The sequence below is a fragment of the Flavonifractor sp. DFI.6.63 genome (assembly GCF_024462255.1).
Taxonomy (GTDB): domain Bacteria; phylum Bacillota; class Clostridia; order Oscillospirales; family Oscillospiraceae; genus Lawsonibacter_A; species Lawsonibacter_A hominis.
Window position 1 is genome coordinate 31,327 of sequence record NZ_JANGBE010000030.1, and the last position, 17,438, is coordinate 48,764.

Below are 17,438 nucleotides of genomic sequence, written 5' to 3' on the forward strand. Positions count from 1 at the left end.
ATCGTCCTCCCTTACTTATTCCAAATCCCCGTCGTCGGAGAAGTCGTCTCCGTCGAACGCGTCGTCGTCGCCGTCCTCGTCCTCCACGACCAGGTCGTCGTCGTCGCTGCCCTCCTTGAGGGTGTAGCCCGCGGCGGCGAAGTCGGACTCCCCGCCGGCATTGTAGCCGTAGAAGTCGTCGTCGTCGTCCCGGAACTTGCCGGGCTGGTAGTTGTCCTCGTCGTCGTCCCTGAGTTCGATCTCGCTGCCGTTCTCATCCAGCACCTTCATATCCAGACACAGGGACTGAAGCTCCTTGACCAGAACCTTGAAGGACTCGGGCACGCCGGGCTTGGGTACGTTGTGGCCCTTTACGATGCTCTCATAGGTGCGCACGCGGCCGGTGACGTCGTCGGACTTGACGGTCAGGATCTCCTGCAGGGTGTACGCCGCGCCGTAGGCCTCCAGTGCCCACACCTCCATCTCGCCGAAGCGCTGGCCGCCGAACTGGGCCTTGCCGCCCAGCGGCTGCTGGGTGACCAGGGAGTAGGGGCCGGTGGAGCGGGCGTGGATCTTGTCGTCCACCAGGTGGTGGAGTTTGAGGAAGTAGACGTAGCCCACGGTGACGCGGTTATCGAACCGCTCGCCGGTACGCCCGTCGTAGAGCCAGCTCTTGCCGTCGGGGGAAAGGCCGGCCAGATTCAGCGTGTCCTCGATATCCTGCTCGTCGGCGCCGTTGAAGACGGGGGTGGCCACCTTCCAGCCCAGGGCCTTGGCGGCATAACCCAGGTGGACTTCCAGTACCTGGCCGATGTTCATACGGCTGGGCACGCCCAGGGGGTTCAGGACGATATCCAGGGGAGTGCCGTCGGGCAGGAAGGGCATATCCTCCTGGGGCAGGATGCGGGAAACGACGCCCTTGTTGCCGTGGCGGCCGGCCATCTTGTCGCCCACGCTGATCTTGCGCTTCTGGGCGATATAGACCCGGACCACCATATTCACGCCGGGGGAGAGCTCGTCGCCCGCCTCGCGGGTAAAGACCTTCACGTCCACGATGATGCCGCTCTCGCCGTGAGGCACCTTCAGGGAGGTGTCCCGCACTTCGCGGGCCTTTTCGCCGAAGATGGCGCGCAGCAGCCGCTCCTCCGCCGTCAGGTCGGTCTCGCCCTTGGGGGTGACCTTGCCCACCAGGATGTCGCCGGCGCGCACCTCGGCGCCCACGCGGATGATGCCCCGTTCATCCAGGTTCTGCAGGGCGTCCTCGCCCACGTTGGGGATATCCCGGGTGATCTCCTCGGGACCCAGCTTGGTATCCCGAGACTCGGTCTCGTATTCCTCGATATGGATGGAGGTGAACACGTCCTCCTTTACCATACGCTCATTGAGCAGGATGGCGTCCTCGTAGTTGTAGCCCTCCCAGGTCATAAAGCCCATCAGGATGTTCTTGCCCAGGGCGATCTCACCGTTGCAGGTGGAGGGGCCGTCCACGATGACCTCGCCCTTTTCCACCTTCTGGCCCACACGGACGATGGGGCGCTGGTTGATGCAGGTGCCGTGGTTGGAGCGCAGGTACTTGGTGAGCTTGTAGTCCTTTACCCCCAGCTCGGGATAGCGGACCGACACATAATCGGCGGAGACGCGGGTGACCTCGCCGTCGGCCTCGGCCAGCACGGCCACCTCGGAGTCGATGCAGTTCTTGTGCTCCTGGCCGGTGGCCACGATGGGGGCCTGGGTGGTCAGCAGGGGCACGGCCTGACGCTGCATGTTGGCGCCCATCAGGGCGCGGTTGGCGTCGTCGTTCTCCAGGAAGGGGATCATGGCGGTGGCGATGGAGAACATCATCTTGGGGGATACGTCGATATAATCCACCTGCTCCCGGTCCACCGAGATAATCTCGTTGCGGTGGCGGCAGGTGATGCGGGTGTTGACCAGGCAGCCGTTCTCATCCACGGGCTCAGTGGCCTGGGCGATGATGAACTGATCCTCCACGTCGGCGGTCATATAGTCCACCTGCTCGGTCAGGCGGCCAGTGGCCTTATCCACCTTGCGGTAGGGGGCCTCGATAAAGCCGTAGCGGTTGATGCGGGCGTAGGAGGCCAGATAGGAGATCAGGCCGATGTTGGGGCCTTCGGGGGTCTCGATGGGGCACAGGCGGCCGTAGTGGCTGTAGTGGACGTCGCGCACGTCGAAGGAGGCGCGGTCCCGGCTCAGTCCGCCGGGGCCCAGGGCGGACATGCGGCGCTTATGGGTCAGCTCGGCCAGGGGGTTGGTCTGGTCCATGAACTGGCTCAGCGGGGAGGAGCCGAAAAACTCCTTGATGGCGGCGGTGACGGGGCGGATGTTGATCAGGCTCTGGGGGGTCACGATGTCCAGGTCCTGGATGGTCATGCGCTCCCGGATGACGCGCTCCATACGGGAAAAGCCGATGCGGAACTGGTTCTGCAGCAGCTCGCCCACGCAGCGCAGGCGGCGGTTGCCCAGATGGTCGATGTCGTCGGCGGCGCCGACGCCGTAGGCCAGACAGCCCACGTAGTTGATGGAGGCCATGATGTCGTCCACGATGATGTGCTTGGGGATCAGATCGTCCAGGTGGTCCCGGACGGCCTCCTGCAGCTCCTCGCCCTCGTACCTGGACAGCAGCTCCTGGAGCACGGGGAAGCGCACCTTTTCGGTGACGCCGCACGCTTCGGGGTCGAAGGAGACGAACTTGCTCATGTCCACCATGTGATTGGAGAAGACCTTGACCAGGGCGCCGTCCAGGTCGATGACCGCCTCGTTGACGCCCTTGTCGTCCAGTTCATGGGCCCGCTCACGGGTGAGGACCTCGCCGGGCTCGGCGATGATCTCGCCTGTGGAGGGGTCCACCACGGGCATGGCCAGCTTCTGGCCGGAGAGGCGCTGCCACATGGCCAGCTTTTTGTTGAACTTATAGCGGCCCACGGCGGAAAGATCGTAGCGCCGGGGATCGAAGAAGAGGGCGTTCAGAAGGCTCTCGGCGGAGTCCACCGTAGGGGGCTCGCCGGGGCGCAGCTTGCGGTAGATCTCCAGCAGGGCCTCCTCATAGGTCTTGCAGGCGTCCTTTTCCAGGGTGGCCACGATACGGGGGTCCTCGCCGAACAGCTCCAGGATCTCGGCGTCGGTCCGGGGGCCGACGGCGCGGATCAGGCAGGTTACCGGGATCTTCCGGTTCTTGTCGATGCGCACATAGAACATGTCGTTCAGATCGGTCTCATACTCCAGCCAGGCGCCCCGGTAGGGGATCACGGTGGTGGCAAAGGTCAGGTTGCCCGCCTTATCCTCGTTGCGGGAGTAGTAGATGCCGGGGGAGCGGACGATCTGGGAGACGATGACGCGCTCGGCGCCGTTGATCACGAAGGTGCCGCCCTTGGTCATCAGAGGGAAATCCCCCATGAAGATCTCCTGTTCCTTGATCTCCTCGGTCTCCTTGTTGCGCAGGCGCACCCGCACCTTGATGGGGGCCGCATAGGTGGCGTCCCGGGCCTTGCACTCCTCCACGTCGTACTTGGGAGCCTCGTCCATGGAGTAGTCGATAAAGGACAGCTCCAGGTTCCCGGCGTAGTCGGTGATGGAGGCCACGTCCTTGAAGACCTCCCGCAGGCCGTGGTCCAAAAACCACTGATAGGAGTTCTTCTGCACCTCCAGCAGGTTGGGCATGTCCAGGATCTCCTCATGGCGCGCATAGCTCTTTCGGAGGGTCTTGCCGTAGTAGACGTCCTTGACCATCATCGTAGAAAAAACACCTCGTTTTCTATTCTGGACGCGGGAACAAAACCGGCCGTCCCGGTCTTCTCCCGTATCCGGCTGCTGCGTTTTCGTCAAAACGTACAAAGGAGGGTGCGGAGGCAAAATGCGCACACCCGGATGCGTGGACAAAAAGTGGATTTTATCTCTTGCGCTTTGACCGGCCGCGTGGTAAACTGGACGCAAAATGGGAAAGAATTGAGATCGGCACGGTCTGCGCACGAAAGCATTTAAGTATACCATGGGCGTTTCCATAAGTCAACAAGTTTTATGCATGGAATCTGGAGAAATCCGGATTTTTTTGTATTCTGACCGAGGAAAGGGGAAGACGGGTATGCTGGAGCGTTTTCTGGATCAAATCGGCGAGGTGCTCCACCTCTGTGAGGACACAGACGGGATTTTAGTGGTCAATCGGGAGGGAATCATCGAATATCACCGGATTTCCCTGAACAGCTATTGGTGTTCCCAGGATACGGTGGGACGCCATATTTTGGAGCTTTACCCGGAGCTGGACGAGGAAAGCAGTACCATCCTGCAGGCCCTGCGCAACGGAACGGCCAGCTATAATGTGCTTCAGGACATCAACAACCGGAGGGGGGAACGGGTGCTGCTGGAGTCCACCACGATTCCCCTGGTGGTGGATGGGCGGGTGGAGTGTGTCGTGGACTCGTCCAAGTATCATACCATTGATCAGCGCATCATTCGGGGCGGGGAGAGCGGCGGCCTGTCCACCCTGGACCGCATCCTGACGCAGGACCCCGCCATGATGGCCCTCAAAAGCAGGATCCGGGACGTGGCGAAGCTGGATTCCTCGGTGCTCATCTATGGGGAGACGGGGACCGGGAAGGAACTGGTGGCAGAGTCCCTCCACAGTGAAGGGAACCGGGCGGGCCGTCCCTTTGTCTCACAAAACTGCGCGGCCATCCCCGCCACACTGCTGGAGAGCCTCTTTTTCGGCACGGAGAAGGGGAGTTACACGGGGGCGCTCACCCGGAAGGGGCTCCTGGAGGAGGCGGACGGCGGCACGCTCTTCCTGGATGAGATCAACTCCATGGATCCTGCGCTCCAAGCCAAGCTGCTCAAGGTGCTGGAGGAGAAAAAGGTGCGCCGCCTGGGCGGGAGCCGGGACATCCTTTTTGATGTGCGGATCGTCGCGGCGGTGAATGAGAAGCCCCGGAAACTCATCCAGGAGGGACGGCTGCGGGAGGATCTGTACTACCGCCTGGGGGTGATCCGCCTGACGCTTCCGCCCCTGCGGGAACGGCTGTGCGACATCGCCCCTTTGGCGGGCTGTTTTATCGACCGCTACAACCGAACGATGCGCCGGAATGTCCGGGGCCTCAGCGAGCGGGCCCTTCGGATGCTGCGGAGTTATTCCTGGCCGGGAAACGTGCGGGAGCTCCAGAATGCCATAGAAGGCGCGATGGCGACCGCCCGGGGGGAACGCTTGACCGTGGAAGATATGGAGGAAGTCCTGTCGGGGCGGCAGGGCGGTCTGGAGCAGACGCCGGAGATCCCGGAGGCCTTTCGGATGGAGGAGAGCTTTTCCCTGGCGCGGGCCATGGAGCGGTACGAGCGGGAGCTGATCCGCCGGGCCATGCAGCAGGCGGGCTCCATCTCCCAGGCATCCCGTCTGCTGGGGCTCTCCCGCCAGAACTTGAAGTACAAGCTGAAAAAATATGACCTGTAAAAAATTTTGCACCGCAAAAATTTTTGCACCTAAAATTGGATGCTCGTTTCTCTGGGCGGCGGAAAAAACAGGCCGCCGGAGCAGGGCCGTACCCCGGGGTTTCCCGGCCGCCGGCCCTGCTCCGGCGGCCTGTTTTCGACGGTCGGGACAAGGTTGGCATCCGGTTTGCACAGTTTAGATGGCGAAAGCTTGCCGCGGGTGGAAAGGAAGAGGTTTATGCGCAGACTTTGGTATAACGGAAGGATCACCTCGATGGACCGTGCGATGCGCCGCTATGAAGCGGTCGGTACGGAGAACGGCAGGATCGTGTTTTTGGGCTCTGTGCAGGAGGCGCTGGCCCGGGACTGGGATGAAAGGCAGGACTTACAGGGGGCCATGGTGCTGCCCGGCTTCACGGACACCCATATGCACATGCTCCACTATGCCATGATCCAAAAAAATCTTTCGCTCTTTGGGGTGAGGTCGATTGAGGAGATCGTTTCCCGCGGCCGGGCCCGGATCGAGCAGGACCATCCGGCCTACCTGATCGGTATGGGGTGGAATCAGGAGACGATGGAAGAAGGACGCCTGGTGACGCGGGAGGACCTGGACCGCATCTCCACCACCATTCCGGTGTGCATGCTGCGGGCCTGCCTCCATATCGGGGCCTGCAATTCGGTGATGCTACAGCGCATCCGCGCGCTGGACGCCGTGGCGCCGGAGGTGCTGGAGCTGGTAGATTTTGCGCACGGCATCCTGCGGGAAGACGCCGCACGCCTCTATATGGACGTGCTGCCCCAGGCGGACGACGTCTACGTGCGGGAGCTGATCCGGCTGGGCCAGCGGGATCTGAACGCCGCGGGCATCACCTGCGTCCACTCCGACGACCTGAAGGTCATCGCCGGTGTGGACCCCCTCCACATGGTGGAGCTGTTTCGGGAGATGGAGCGCAGCGGCGGACTGACGGTGCGGATCTGCGAGCAGTGCCTGGTGGACCCCAGGGAGTTTGACCGCTTCCTGGACGTGCGCAGCGATCCGGCGGACCGGCTGAGTCTGTTCCGGACCGGCCCGCGCAAACTGCTCCAGGACGGCTCCCTGGGCGCCAGGTCCGCTGAAATGATCGCGGGCTATGCCGATGAAACCGCCAACCACGGCATTCCCATCCATACCGAACAGGAGCTTTATCACCGGATCAAAGCGGCTCATTCCCGGCGGATGAACGTGGCGGTCCACGCCATTGGGGACCTGGCGCTGCAGAAGGTATGCGACGCGGTCGAGCGGGTGGAGCGGGAAGACCCGTGGCCGGAGCACCGCCACGGCGTCGTCCACGCCCAGATCACCACCCCTGAACTGCTGCGGCGGATGAAGGAGCTGGGGCTGCAGGCCTATATCCAGCCTATTTTCATCGACGCGGACATGGAGATCATCGCCGAGCGGGTGGGCGGGGAGCATGCGAAGGACTGTTATAACTGGAAGGCGATGGAGGAGCTGGGCCTGCGCGTCAGCGGCGGGTCGGACTGCCCTGTGGAGCCCTTCAACGTGCTGGACAATCTGCGCGCGGCCGTCACGCGGCAGAACCGGGCCGGTACCAGGACCTATCTGCCGGAGCAGGCCCTTTCGGTGGAACAGGCGGTGCGCCTGTTCACCTCCGGCGCGGCCTGGGCCAGCGGCGACGAAGACTGCCGCGGGACCCTGGAATTGGGCAAGCTGGCCGACCTGGCCGTGTTGGACCGGGACCTGTTCGAGACAGAGCCTGCGGAATTCACCAAAGTAAACATAGTGGAGACTGTGCTCAACGGCGAGACGGTATACCGGGCCTGAGCCGCTGCAGCACAAAAAATCGCTGGTAGGGAAGGAGCGTATGTTCAGATGCATGAGATGCTGGTAAAAGCAAACGCCATCCGGGAGCAGATCGTTGCCGACCGGCGCTGCCTGCACGGTATGCCGGAGGTGGGGGTCTACACGCCCCGGACGGCGGCCTACGTCAAGAAGCGGCTGGGCGAAATGGGGATCTGCCACAGGGACTGCGGCGTCCATAAACCGGAGGACCGGGAGAAGATGGTCTTCGCCGGGTATCCGGACGCCCCGGCCGCTACCGGGGTGGTGGGCCTGATCGGCCGCGGCGGTCCCTGTATTCTGCTGCGGGCGGATATGGACGGCCTGCCCATGGAGGAGACCACCGGCCTGGATTTCGCGGCCGAGGGCCGCGCCGCCCATATGTGCGGCCATGACGCCCACGCCGCCATGCTGCTGGGGGCGGCCCGCATCCTCAAGGATATGGAGGAGCAGCTGCCTGGAACGGTAAAGCTGATGTTCCAGCCCGGCGAGGAGATGGGCTACGGTTCCCGCACCATGGTGGAGGACGGCCTGCTGGAAGACCCCGGAGTGGATGCCGCCATGGCCCTGCACGTGGGGCCCCAGCTGGAGGTGGGCAAGCTGAATTACTCCCCCGGCGTGGCCTCCGGCGCCATGGCGACCTTTATTGTCAGCATCCAGGGCAAGGGCGGGCATTCCTCCGAGCCGCAGAAGACGGTGGACCCTGTGAATATCGCCACCCAGGTATGCTCCGCATTGAACCTGCTCATCCCCCGGGAGGTGGACCCGGAGGCGTTCGCCACCCTGACGGTGGGAGCGCTCAACGGCGGCCGGGCATCCAACATCATCCCCGATACGGCGGAGATCATGGTGTCCTTCCGCACCCTCAGCCCAGAGGCCTATGACCACCTGATCGAGCGCGTTCCCGAAATTCTTGATCACTACATCAAGGCGTGGCGGGGCACCTACTCCGTGCGGGTGCTCAAGACGCCCAGCACGGTCTGCGATCCGGGATTCTCCGCAGAGATCGTGCCCTTTGCGGCCCAGGTGCTGGGCGCGGAGAACGTCAGGCCCGTGCCGCCCATGAAGGGGGCGGAGGACTTTGGCCACGTGACCCGGCACGTCCCCGGCTTTTACGCCTTCCTGGGCGCAGGCGCTCCGGAGGGCTACCCCCTGCACAACCCCAACATGGTGCTGGACGAGAGCGCGCTGCCCTTGGGAAGCGCCCTTTTGGCCAACTGCGCTGTGGAATGGCTCAAAAGCCGTGCGCAGCGGTAACGCCGCGGCGCCGCGCGGACGGCCGGGACGCAAGCCCGCCCTGCCGGAAGTGTGTACCGGCAAAACGGATTATGACATGGAGTTATTTGAGGAGGTAAAATGATGGGCAACACATTGAAACAGAAAAAAAGCTTCAGCATGCCCCACGTGTACGCGGTCATCCTGATCCTGATGCTGCTGGTCACGGTCATGACCTACCTGATCCCCGCCGGCAGCTATACCCGCGTGGACGGCGCGGTGGACCCCGGCAGCTTCGCTTACGTGGAACAGACGCCGGTGTCGTTCCTGGGGTTCTTCACCTCTCTGCACCAGGGCTTTGTGGAGAGTTCCAACGTCATCGGCTGCGTGCTGCTCATCAGCGGCTGCATCCAGGTCATCCAGATGACCGGCGCGTTCTCCGCGGGTATCCAGGCCCTGATTAAAAAGGCAAATGGCAAGGGCCTGGTCATGGTCGTGCTGTTTTTCACTCTGTTCGTGGGCCTGGGCGTCATCGGCTATCTGGACGCGCTGTATCCCTTCTACCCCATCATTATCTCTCTGTTTATCACCCTGGGCTATGACAAGATGGTGGGGACCGCCGTGATCCTGCTCTCCACCGCCGTAGGCTTTACCTGCGGTATGGTCAACCCCTATACCACCGGCGTGTCCCAGACCCTGGTGGGACTGCCCATGTATTCGGGCATTGGGCTCCGGGCCGTGGGCCTGGTGGTATTTTACTTCATCGCGCTCTTCTTCCTGGTCCGCTACTGCGTCAAGATCAAAAAGGACTCCAGGCACAGCGTCATGGGGGCAAACTACCTCCAGGAACAGACCGCGCCCATGCAGTTTGAAGAGGGACTGGAGTTCGGCGGCAAGCGCGTCGTCCTGATCCTCCTCTTCCTGGCCACCATCGTGCTGAGCGTGGCGGGCTCCCTCCGGTGGGGCTGGGGCCTGCCGGAGATTACCGCGATCTACTTTCCGGTGACCATCATCGGCGTGATCCTTTTCCGCATCAACGTCTCCGCCGCCTGCACCGAGTTCGGCAAGGGCATGGCGGGCGTGATCGCCCCCACCATGGTCATCGGCCTGAGCCGGGCGGTGTCCGTCCTTCTGAGCAGGGGCAATATCACCGACACCATCATCAACGGCATGTCCGGCCTGTTGGAGGGCAAAAGCCCCGTGATCACCCTGCTCATCGTCTACGTCTTTGTTACCTGCTTCAACTTCTTCGTGGCTTCGGGCAGCGGCAAAGCCGTGGTCATGATGCCCATACTCAGCCCCCTGGGACAGGTGCTGGGGATCAACCAGCAGGTCATGGTGCTGGCCTATCAGTACGGAGACGGCTTCACCAACACCTTCTGGCCCACCGCCGCCCTGCTGCAGCTCTCCCTGTGCGGCATGGATTACGGCCGCTGGTTCAAGTTTGCGTGGAAGATCTATGCCTGTCTCATCGCAGCCGGATTCATCCTGATCGTCATTGCAAACCAGATCGGCTACGGGCCCTTCTGAACCGAAAACGGGCCTCCCCAATTTCCCGGAGAGCGGCGCTGCACACGCGCGCCGCTCTCCGGGCTTTTTCGCAGGCCGGCATCCCCCGTCAGTTTCAACGGTCGGCAGGGCGCAAGCCCTGATGATTTCTAGCCATTTTCAACTTGACTTCATATAGGGGCTATGTTATAATTCCAAATTGCGCAGGTGTGCCTGCCGGGGCTGGGAAAGAGAGGCGAAAAGCCCGCTTTCCCTTGCAAATCAAGAGATGGGGGGCGTGCCGGATGTTCTCGGAACGGAAGCAGGGGGCCAAAGTGGTCGGCGTAAAGCAGACCAGGCGGGCCGTCCAGGACGGAACGGCCGCGCAGGTATTCCTGGCGGAGGATGCCGACCCCCGGATTACCCAGCCGGTGGAGGCCCTGTGCGCGGAAAAGGGCGTGCCCGTCCGCCGCTCCGGCTCCATGAAGGAGCTGGGCCGCGCCTGCGGCATCGCCGTGGGCTGCGCCGTGTGCGCGTTGCTGCGGGGCTGAACCCGCCGCATTTTCCTTGATTTTAGCGGAACAAGGAATAATTTCCTGCCGTTTCGTTAAAATATATCATTCAGAACCGAAGAAAGGAGGAAAACCATGCCTACGTTCAATCAGCTCGTCCGCAAGGGCCGCCAGGCCGCGACCTACAAGTCCAATTCTCCTGCCATGCAGAAGGGCCTGAACACCCTGAAGAACCGCGAGACCGACCTGCCTTCTCCCCAGAAGAGAGGTGTGTGCACCGCCGTTCGTACCTCCACCCCGAAGAAGCCGAACTCCGCGCTGCGTAAGATCGCCCGTGTGCGTCTGACCAACGGCTACGAAGTGACCGCTTATATTCCCGGTGTGGGCCACAACCTGCAGGAGCACTCTGTGGTCATGATCCGCGGCGGCCGTGTCAAGGACCTGCCCGGCGTTCGCTACCACATCATCCGCGGCACGCTGGACACCCAGGGCGTCAACGGCCGTATGCAGGCCCGTTCCAAGTACGGCGCCAAGCGACCCAAGGCCGGCAAGAAGTAATTTCGCGGAAATTAGTTCACCCAGGGGCGGCGTACGGCCGTCCGGACCCATTTTACAAGACTTTCTGCGCTGGAAGCGCAAGGCAGTTGTCCTTGCAGAAGCGCTTACCTATATGATAGGTGCGTTTCCCGCGAGGCACTGGACAAGCAGGCACTTGTCTTACACGGGCGGCCCCGGCCGTTCGAGTACCTATGAAATCATACTATGAAGGAGGGAAGCAAAGTGCCCAGAAGAGGAAACGTACCCAAGCGGGAGGTTTTGCCCGACCCGCTGTATAACTCCGTCCTGGTGACCAAGCTGGTCAACAGCATCATGCTGGACGGCAAGAAGGGCGTGGCCCAGAAGGTGGTCTACGGTGCTTTCGACATCATCAAGGAGAAGACCGAGAAGGACCCCCTGGACGTGTTCACCACCGCCCTGGAGAACATCATGCCGTCTCTGGAGGTCAAGGCCCGCCGCGTGGGCGGCGCCACCTACCAGGTGCCGATCGAGGTGCGCCCCGAGCGCCGGCAGACCCTTGGCCTGCGGTGGCTGACCAATTACTCCCGCGCCCGCAGCGAGAAGACCATGAAGGAGCGTCTGGCCGGCGAGATCATGGACGCCGCCAACAACCTGGGCTCCGCGGTGAAGAAGCGCGAGGACACCCATAAGATGGCCGAGTCCAACAAGGCCTTCGCGCACTACCGCTGGTAATTAAGGAGTTAAAGTATGCCTAGGAAAGTTAGCTTAGAAAATACCCGCAACATCGGCATCATGGCCCACATCGACGCCGGCAAGACCACCACCACCGAACGGATTCTTTACTATACCGGCGTCAACTACAAGATCGGCGAGACCCATGACGGCACCGCCACCATGGACTGGATGGCCCAGGAGCAGGAGCGCGGCATCACCATCACCTCCGCCGCCACCACCTGCTACTGGAAGGGCACCAAGGATCAGTTCCCCCAGACCCGGATCAACATCATCGACACCCCGGGCCACGTGGACTTCACCGTGGAGGTGGAGCGCTCCCTGCGCGTGCTGGACGGTTCTGTGACCGTCATGTGCGCCAAGGGCGGCGTGGAGCCCCAGTCCGAAACGGTGTGGCGCCAGGCCGACCACTACAAGGTCCCCCGCATGATCTACGTCAATAAGATGGACATCATGGGCGCCGATTTTTACCACGTGCTGGACATGATCCATGACCGGCTCAAGTGCAACGCCGTGCCCATCCAGCTGCCCATCGGCGCCGAGGAGACCTTTAAGGGCATCATCGACCTGGTGGAGATGGACGCCGACGTGTATTACGACGAGCTGGGCAAGGATATGCGCGTGGAAGAGATCCCCGCCGACATGCTGGAGCTGGCTCAGGAATACCGCACCAAGCTCATCGACGCCTGCGCCGATCTGGACGACGAGATCATGGAGCTGGCCCTGGAGGAGAAGCCCATTCCCCAGGACATGATCCGAAAGGCGATCCGCCGCGGCACCATTGAAAACAAGCTGGTCCCCGTGACCTGCGGCACCTCTTACAAGAACAAGGGCGTGCAGAAGCTGCTGGACGCCATCGTGGACTTCATGCCCTCTCCGGTGGACATCCCTGCCATCAAGGGCGTGAACCCCGATACGGAGGAAGAGGACGAGCGTCCGGCCTCCGACGAGGCTCCCTTCTCCGCGCTGGCCTTCAAGATTGCCACCGATCCCTTTGTGGGCCGCCTGTCCTTCGTGCGCGTGTACTCCGGCGTTCTGAACACCGGCACCAGCGTCCTGAACTCCACGAAGAAGCAGAAGGAGCGCATCGGCCGCATCCTGCAGATGCACGCCAATCACCGCGAGGACATCGAGACGGTTTACTCCGGCGATATCGCCGCCGTCATTGGTTTGAAGAACTCCACCACCGGCGACACCCTGTGTGATGAGAAGCACCCCATCATCCTGGAGTCCATGGAGTTCCCCGAACCCGTGATCCGCGTGGCCATCGAGCCCAAGACCAAGGCGGGCCAGGAGAAGATGGGAATCGCTTTGGCCAAGCTGGCGGAAGAAGACCCCACCTTCAAGACCTACACCGACGAAGAGACCGGTCAGACCATCATCGCCGGCATGGGCGAGCTCCATCTGGAGATCATCGTGGACCGCCTGCTGCGGGAATACAAGGTGGAGGCCAACGTGGGCGCGCCCCAGGTTGCCTATAAGGAGACCATCAAGAAGTCGGTGGAGCAGGATACCAAGTATGCCCGTCAGTCCGGCGGTAAGGGCCAGTACGGCCACGTCAAGATCGTCGTGGAGCCCAACGAGTCCGGCAAGGGCTACGAGTTCCTGAACGAGATCACCGGCGGCGTGATCCCCAAGGAGTATATCCCCGCCGTGGATCAGGGCATCCAGGGCGCTATGCAGGCCGGCGTGCTGGCCGGCTATCCGGTGGAGGATGTGAAGGTCCATCTGATCTACGGCTCCTACCACGAGGTGGACTCCTCCGAGATGGCCTTCAAGATCGCCGGTTCCATGGCCTTCAAGGAGGCCTGCCGCAAGGCCAACCCTGTGCTGATGGAGCCCATCATGAAGGTCTCCGTCATCGTGCCCGACGAGTACCTGGGCAACGTCATCGGCGACCTGAACGGCCGCCGCGGCATGATCCAGGGCCAGGAGAGCCGTCCCGGCGCCACGCAGATCGACGCTCTGGTGCCGCTGGCCAACATGTTCGGTTATGCGACCGACCTGCGTTCCAGCACCCAGGGCCGCGGCCAGTACTCCATGGAGCCCCACAGCTATGTGGAGATCCCCAAGAGCATTGCCGAGAAGATCATCGCCGAGCGCGGGCGGAAGGAAGACTAAGCGCACAGCGTGACGCCGAGGCGCGTGCGCTGTGTGCAGGGCGTCTTCTGCAATAAAAGTATTGCATTTTACACTGCAATGCTATAAAATATCTTCGCATTATTGTGACGATAAAACATGTAATACGTGTATTTAAGGAGGAACATCCAAATGGCTAAGGCTAAATTTGAGCGCAACAAGCCCCATGTCAACATCGGCACCATCGGCCACGTTGACCACGGCAAGACCACCCTGACCGCCGCAATCACCAAGTATCTGGCTCTGAAGGGCCAGGCTCAGTACGAGGACTACTCCAGCATCGATAAGGCCCCCGAGGAGCGCGAGCGCGGCATCACTATCAATACCGCTCACGTGGAGTACGAGACCGACAAGCGGCACTATGCCCACGTCGACTGCCCGGGCCACGCCGACTATATCAAGAACATGATCACCGGTGCTGCGCAGATGGACGGCGCCATTCTGGTCATCGCCGCCACCGACGGCCCCATGGCTCAGACCCGTGAGCACATCCTGCTGGCCCGTCAGGTGGGCGTGCCCGCCATGGTCGTGTTCCTGAACAAGTGCGATCAGGTCGACGACGAGGAGCTGCTGGAGCTGGTCGAGATGGAGGTCCGTGAGGTCCTGTCCAAGTACGAGTTCCCCGGCGACGACATCCCCATCATCAAGGGTTCCGCTCTGAACGCCCTGACCTGCGAGGGCGGCGTGGACGATCCCGACTTTGCCTGCATCAAGGAACTGATGGACGCGGTGGACGATTATATCCCCACCCCCGCCCGTAACGACGACCTGCCCTTCCTGATGCCCGTCGAGGACGTGTTCACCATCACCGGCCGCGGCACCGTGGCCACCGGCCGTGTGGAGCGCGGCATCATTAAGATGAACGAGGAAGTCGAGATCGTCGGCCTGAGCGACGAGAAGAAGAAGACCGTCGTCACCGGCATCGAGATGTTCCGCAAGCTGCTGGACTTTGCTGAGGCCGGCGACAACATCGGCACCCTGCTGCGCGGCGTTGCCAAGACCGACGTGGAGCGCGGCCAGGTCCTCTGCAAGCCCAACTCCATCCATCCGCACACCAAGTTCACCGGCCAGGTCTACGTTCTGTCCAAGGACGAGGGTGGCCGTCACACCCCCTTCTTCAACAACTATCGTCCTCAGTTCTACTTCCGTACCACCGACGTGACCGGCGTCATCTCCCTGCCCGAGGGCGTTGAGATGTGCATGCCCGGCGACAACGTCGACATGAAGGTGGAGCTGATCACCCCCATCGCCATCGAGAAGGGCCTGCGCTTCGCTATCCGCGAGGGCGGCCGTACCGTTGGTTCCGGCGTCGTTATCGACATCGAGGAGTAATCCAGGCATCATAAAGCGGGGCGGCCCTTCCGGGCCGCCCCGCTTGCTTGCCGGCAGGCGTGTTGTCCCTTGCCGGCCCGGGGTACCGCCGATTCCTGCCCTATCGTACAGGCAGAGCGAAAACAGCCTTGTTCCTTTGGACGCGGTGTGCTACAATAAGGTCTGCGGAAGAAGCCGCCCTGCGCGCTCTTCTGCAGACTCTGCCGCAGAAACTGCGTCCGTGAAGGGCACAGGATATCGCATAACACTGCGTCAGATCCTTATGCCGGGACACCGGAACGGGATCTGCGGGCCGAGGCGTCCAAGGCCTGCGGCCTTGCCTGGTGCGCATTACATGTAAGCGGTGAAACGGAAAGGAGAAAAACGCGTGCTCACAAATTTGACGGCCTCTACCGAGGAGACTCAGGAGGCGTTCGAGACGCTGGTAGGGGCGATCAAGGGCTTGGACCTGTGGCATATCGCAACGATCGTGCTCCTGCTGCTGGCCTGTATGGTGGTGATGAAGGTACTGCTCCGGCTTTTGGACCGCACGTTCCGGCGGCTGGAGGTGGAAAAAAGCCTGCATACCTTCGTACGCGCCGCTCTGCGGGTTTTTCTTTGGATTATCACCATTTGTCTGGTGCTGGGCTATATCGGAATTCCCATGACCAGCCTGATCGCAGTCCTGAGCGTGCTGGGCCTGGCCATCACGCTGGCGGTCCAGGGGTCCCTGTCCAATTTGGCGGGCGGCATCCAGGTGTTGGTATCCAAGCCCTTCAAAGCCGACGATTACATTGAGGTGGGCTCGGTCGGCGGCACCGTGGCAGAGGTCGGGTTAGTATATACCAAGCTGCGCACCATCGACAACAAGATCATTTCCATCCCGAACGGGCAGATTTCCGGGGAAAAGATCGTCAACTACAGCACAGAAGAAAAACGCCGGGTGGATCTGACCTTCAACACCTCCTATGACGATGCGCCCGAGCGCGTGACCGCCTGCATCCGGGATGTGATCGGCGCCCACCCGAAGGCCTTTTTTACGCCGGAGCCCTTTGTGCGGGTCTCAGCCTATCAGGCCAGCAGCGTGGAATATACCGTGCGGGTCTGGTGTGCCACGGAGGATTATTGGGCGCTGTATTTCGACTTGCTGGAGCAGGTCAAGGCCGCCTTTGACCGTGCGGGCATTGAGATGACCTATAACCACCTGAACGTGCACATGGTGGATCATAGGAAATAAACGGGCGTGTTGGGAAAGGAGAAAAACAAAATGACGGATTACACAACGGCAGGCCGTGGCCTGAAGACCATGTTTATCGGGGAGATTGTCTGCCTGTTCAGCTTTATCCCTTTTGTAGGGCTGATTGGCCTGATCGTGACTCTGGTGGGGCTGAATACGGCGTCCAAAGCACATCCGGGCTATAAGACGGCCTTCACCATCGCGATCGTAAACATTGTTGTCAGCCTTCTTTGTGTGTTCCTCGGCCCGCTGAGCATCCTGGTGAGCATCCTCAGCGTCGTTATGGTCTATATGATCTGCACCACCAGCGCAGAGCTGCTTTGTGAAAAGGGCGATGCGGAGCAGGCGGCCCGGGCGCAGACGGTTTGGAAGATCTACACAGGATGTCTGGTCGTCAGCATCGTGTGCACCATCCTGGCGCTGATCCCCTTCATCAATGTCCTGGCTGCGGCGGTGAGCGTCGTCACCGTTATCGTACAGCTGGTGGGCGGGATCCTCTATCTGGTCTTTCTGTATAAGGCGTCCGATTCCCTTCAGCGTTGAGGCTGTCCCGTGTGGGCTGAGGAGCAGGCTCCGCCGTGTACGTGCCCGGACCCTACTTTGCACCTATGAGCGCAGGAGCCTGCAAGACTTTCTTGACCAACTCAAACGCGGCGCTCCGGCGAGCGCCGCGTTTCAGCGGTCGAAAAAGGCCCTCCCGCAGGGAGTCCCGCCGCCCGCAGGCGGCGGAATAAAAGGAAATCCCGTCCGTTCCAAGGACATGTGCCTTGGAACGGACACTTCTCACGAAATTTTCGCCGACAATTTTGTAAGAAATCGAGGTGAAAATTTCGTGTATTTCTTCTCGAAAAAGTGGCAAAGCCACTTTTCGAGAGGCTCAAACGCGGCGCTCTGGCGAGCGCCGCGTTTGCCTTGGTAGTACCGCAGGCAACCCCCGGCTAAGCCGGGGGTAAAAAAGTAGCTTATAGCGAGGAGAAAAGTAGAAAAGAAAAAGGCTCCCTGTTAAAGTAAAAGTGGTTTGCCGACCACACAACTACGA

General features: G+C 61.5%; 12 protein-coding genes. 11 read left to right on the forward strand and 1 reads right to left on the reverse strand.

Annotated features, from left to right (window positions below; translation table 11 throughout):
- Positions 1-15: 15 nt before the first annotated feature.
- Positions 16-3,723 (reverse strand): DNA-directed RNA polymerase subunit beta, encoded by a 3,708-nt coding sequence (gene rpoB, locus NE547_RS13990; RefSeq protein WP_186906358.1) that lies wholly within the window; start codon positions 3,721-3,723, stop codon positions 16-18.
- A gap of 352 nt (positions 3,724-4,075) precedes the next feature.
- Between rpoB and NE547_RS13995 the strand changes: the two genes are divergently transcribed.
- From NE547_RS13995 to NE547_RS14045, 11 genes are all read left to right on the forward strand, one after another.
- Positions 4,076-5,431 carry a sigma-54-dependent Fis family transcriptional regulator gene (locus NE547_RS13995; protein WP_186906213.1) on the forward strand — a complete coding sequence of 452 codons (1,356 nt, stop codon included), beginning with the start codon at positions 4,076-4,078 and terminating at the stop codon, positions 5,429-5,431.
- Positions 5,432-5,647: 216 nt separating this feature from the next.
- Complete coding sequence (locus NE547_RS14000) at positions 5,648-7,231, forward strand: amidohydrolase (RefSeq protein WP_186906212.1); 1,584 nt, start codon at positions 5,648-5,650, stop codon at positions 7,229-7,231.
- Between the two features lie 48 nt (positions 7,232-7,279).
- Positions 7,280-8,503, forward strand: a complete 1,224-nt coding sequence (locus NE547_RS14005) for a M20 family metallopeptidase (RefSeq protein ID WP_256176210.1) — start codon at positions 7,280-7,282, stop codon at positions 8,501-8,503.
- Positions 8,504-8,605: 102 nt separating this feature from the next.
- A complete protein-coding gene (locus NE547_RS14010) occupies positions 8,606-9,991 on the forward strand; it encodes a YfcC family protein (protein WP_256176211.1) in 1,386 nt (461 codons plus the stop codon).
- Between the two features lie 263 nt (positions 9,992-10,254).
- Positions 10,255-10,500: a ribosomal L7Ae/L30e/S12e/Gadd45 family protein gene (locus NE547_RS14015; RefSeq protein WP_186906209.1), complete on the forward strand. Its 246-nt coding sequence runs from the start codon at positions 10,255-10,257 to the stop codon at positions 10,498-10,500.
- Between the two features lie 96 nt (positions 10,501-10,596).
- The gene (rpsL, locus tag NE547_RS14020) at positions 10,597-11,019 is read left to right on the forward strand and encodes a 30S ribosomal protein S12 (protein WP_186906208.1); all 423 of its coding nucleotides are present in this window, start codon (positions 10,597-10,599) and stop codon (positions 11,017-11,019) included.
- 222 nt (positions 11,020-11,241) lie between these two features.
- Positions 11,242-11,712, forward strand: a complete 471-nt coding sequence (gene rpsG, locus NE547_RS14025; RefSeq protein ID WP_186906207.1) for a 30S ribosomal protein S7 — start codon at positions 11,242-11,244, stop codon at positions 11,710-11,712.
- Between the two features lie 15 nt (positions 11,713-11,727).
- Complete coding sequence (fusA, locus tag NE547_RS14030; protein WP_256176212.1) at positions 11,728-13,833, forward strand: elongation factor G; 2,106 nt, start codon at positions 11,728-11,730, stop codon at positions 13,831-13,833.
- 150 nt (positions 13,834-13,983) lie between these two features.
- Positions 13,984-15,183 (forward strand): elongation factor Tu, encoded by a 1,200-nt coding sequence (tuf, locus tag NE547_RS14035; protein WP_256176213.1) that lies wholly within the window; start codon positions 13,984-13,986, stop codon positions 15,181-15,183.
- 367 nt (positions 15,184-15,550) lie between these two features.
- Positions 15,551-16,399 carry a mechanosensitive ion channel family protein gene (locus NE547_RS14040; RefSeq protein WP_256176214.1) on the forward strand — a complete coding sequence of 283 codons (849 nt, stop codon included), beginning with the start codon at positions 15,551-15,553 and terminating at the stop codon, positions 16,397-16,399.
- Between the two features lie 30 nt (positions 16,400-16,429).
- Positions 16,430-16,942, forward strand: a complete 513-nt coding sequence (locus NE547_RS14045; protein WP_186906203.1) for a hypothetical protein — start codon at positions 16,430-16,432, stop codon at positions 16,940-16,942.
- The last annotated feature ends 496 nt before the right edge of the window (positions 16,943-17,438 follow it).

Excerpts from the sequence above, each read along its gene's own strand:
- NE547_RS14005 (WP_256176210.1), top strand. The coding sequence starts at position 7,280 with ATGCATGAGATGCTGGTAAAAGCAAACGCCATCCGGGAGCAGATCGTT.
- rpsL (WP_186906208.1), top strand. The coding sequence starts at position 10,597 with ATGCCTACGTTCAATCAGCTCGTCCGCAAGGGCCGCCAGGCCGCGACC.
- NE547_RS13995 (WP_186906213.1), top strand. The coding sequence starts at position 4,076 with ATGCTGGAGCGTTTTCTGGATCAAATCGGCGAGGTGCTCCACCTCTGT.
- NE547_RS14045 (WP_186906203.1), top strand. The coding sequence starts at position 16,430 with ATGACGGATTACACAACGGCAGGCCGTGGCCTGAAGACCATGTTTATC.
- NE547_RS14010 (WP_256176211.1), top strand. The coding sequence starts at position 8,606 with ATGGGCAACACATTGAAACAGAAAAAAAGCTTCAGCATGCCCCACGTG.
- rpoB (WP_186906358.1), bottom strand. The coding sequence starts at position 3,723 with ATGGTCAAGGACGTCTACTACGGCAAGACCCTCCGAAAGAGCTATGCG.
- tuf (WP_256176213.1), top strand. The coding sequence starts at position 13,984 with ATGGCTAAGGCTAAATTTGAGCGCAACAAGCCCCATGTCAACATCGGC.
- fusA (WP_256176212.1), top strand. The coding sequence starts at position 11,728 with ATGCCTAGGAAAGTTAGCTTAGAAAATACCCGCAACATCGGCATCATG.
- NE547_RS14015 (WP_186906209.1), top strand. The coding sequence starts at position 10,255 with ATGTTCTCGGAACGGAAGCAGGGGGCCAAAGTGGTCGGCGTAAAGCAG.
- NE547_RS14000 (WP_186906212.1), top strand. The coding sequence starts at position 5,648 with ATGCGCAGACTTTGGTATAACGGAAGGATCACCTCGATGGACCGTGCG.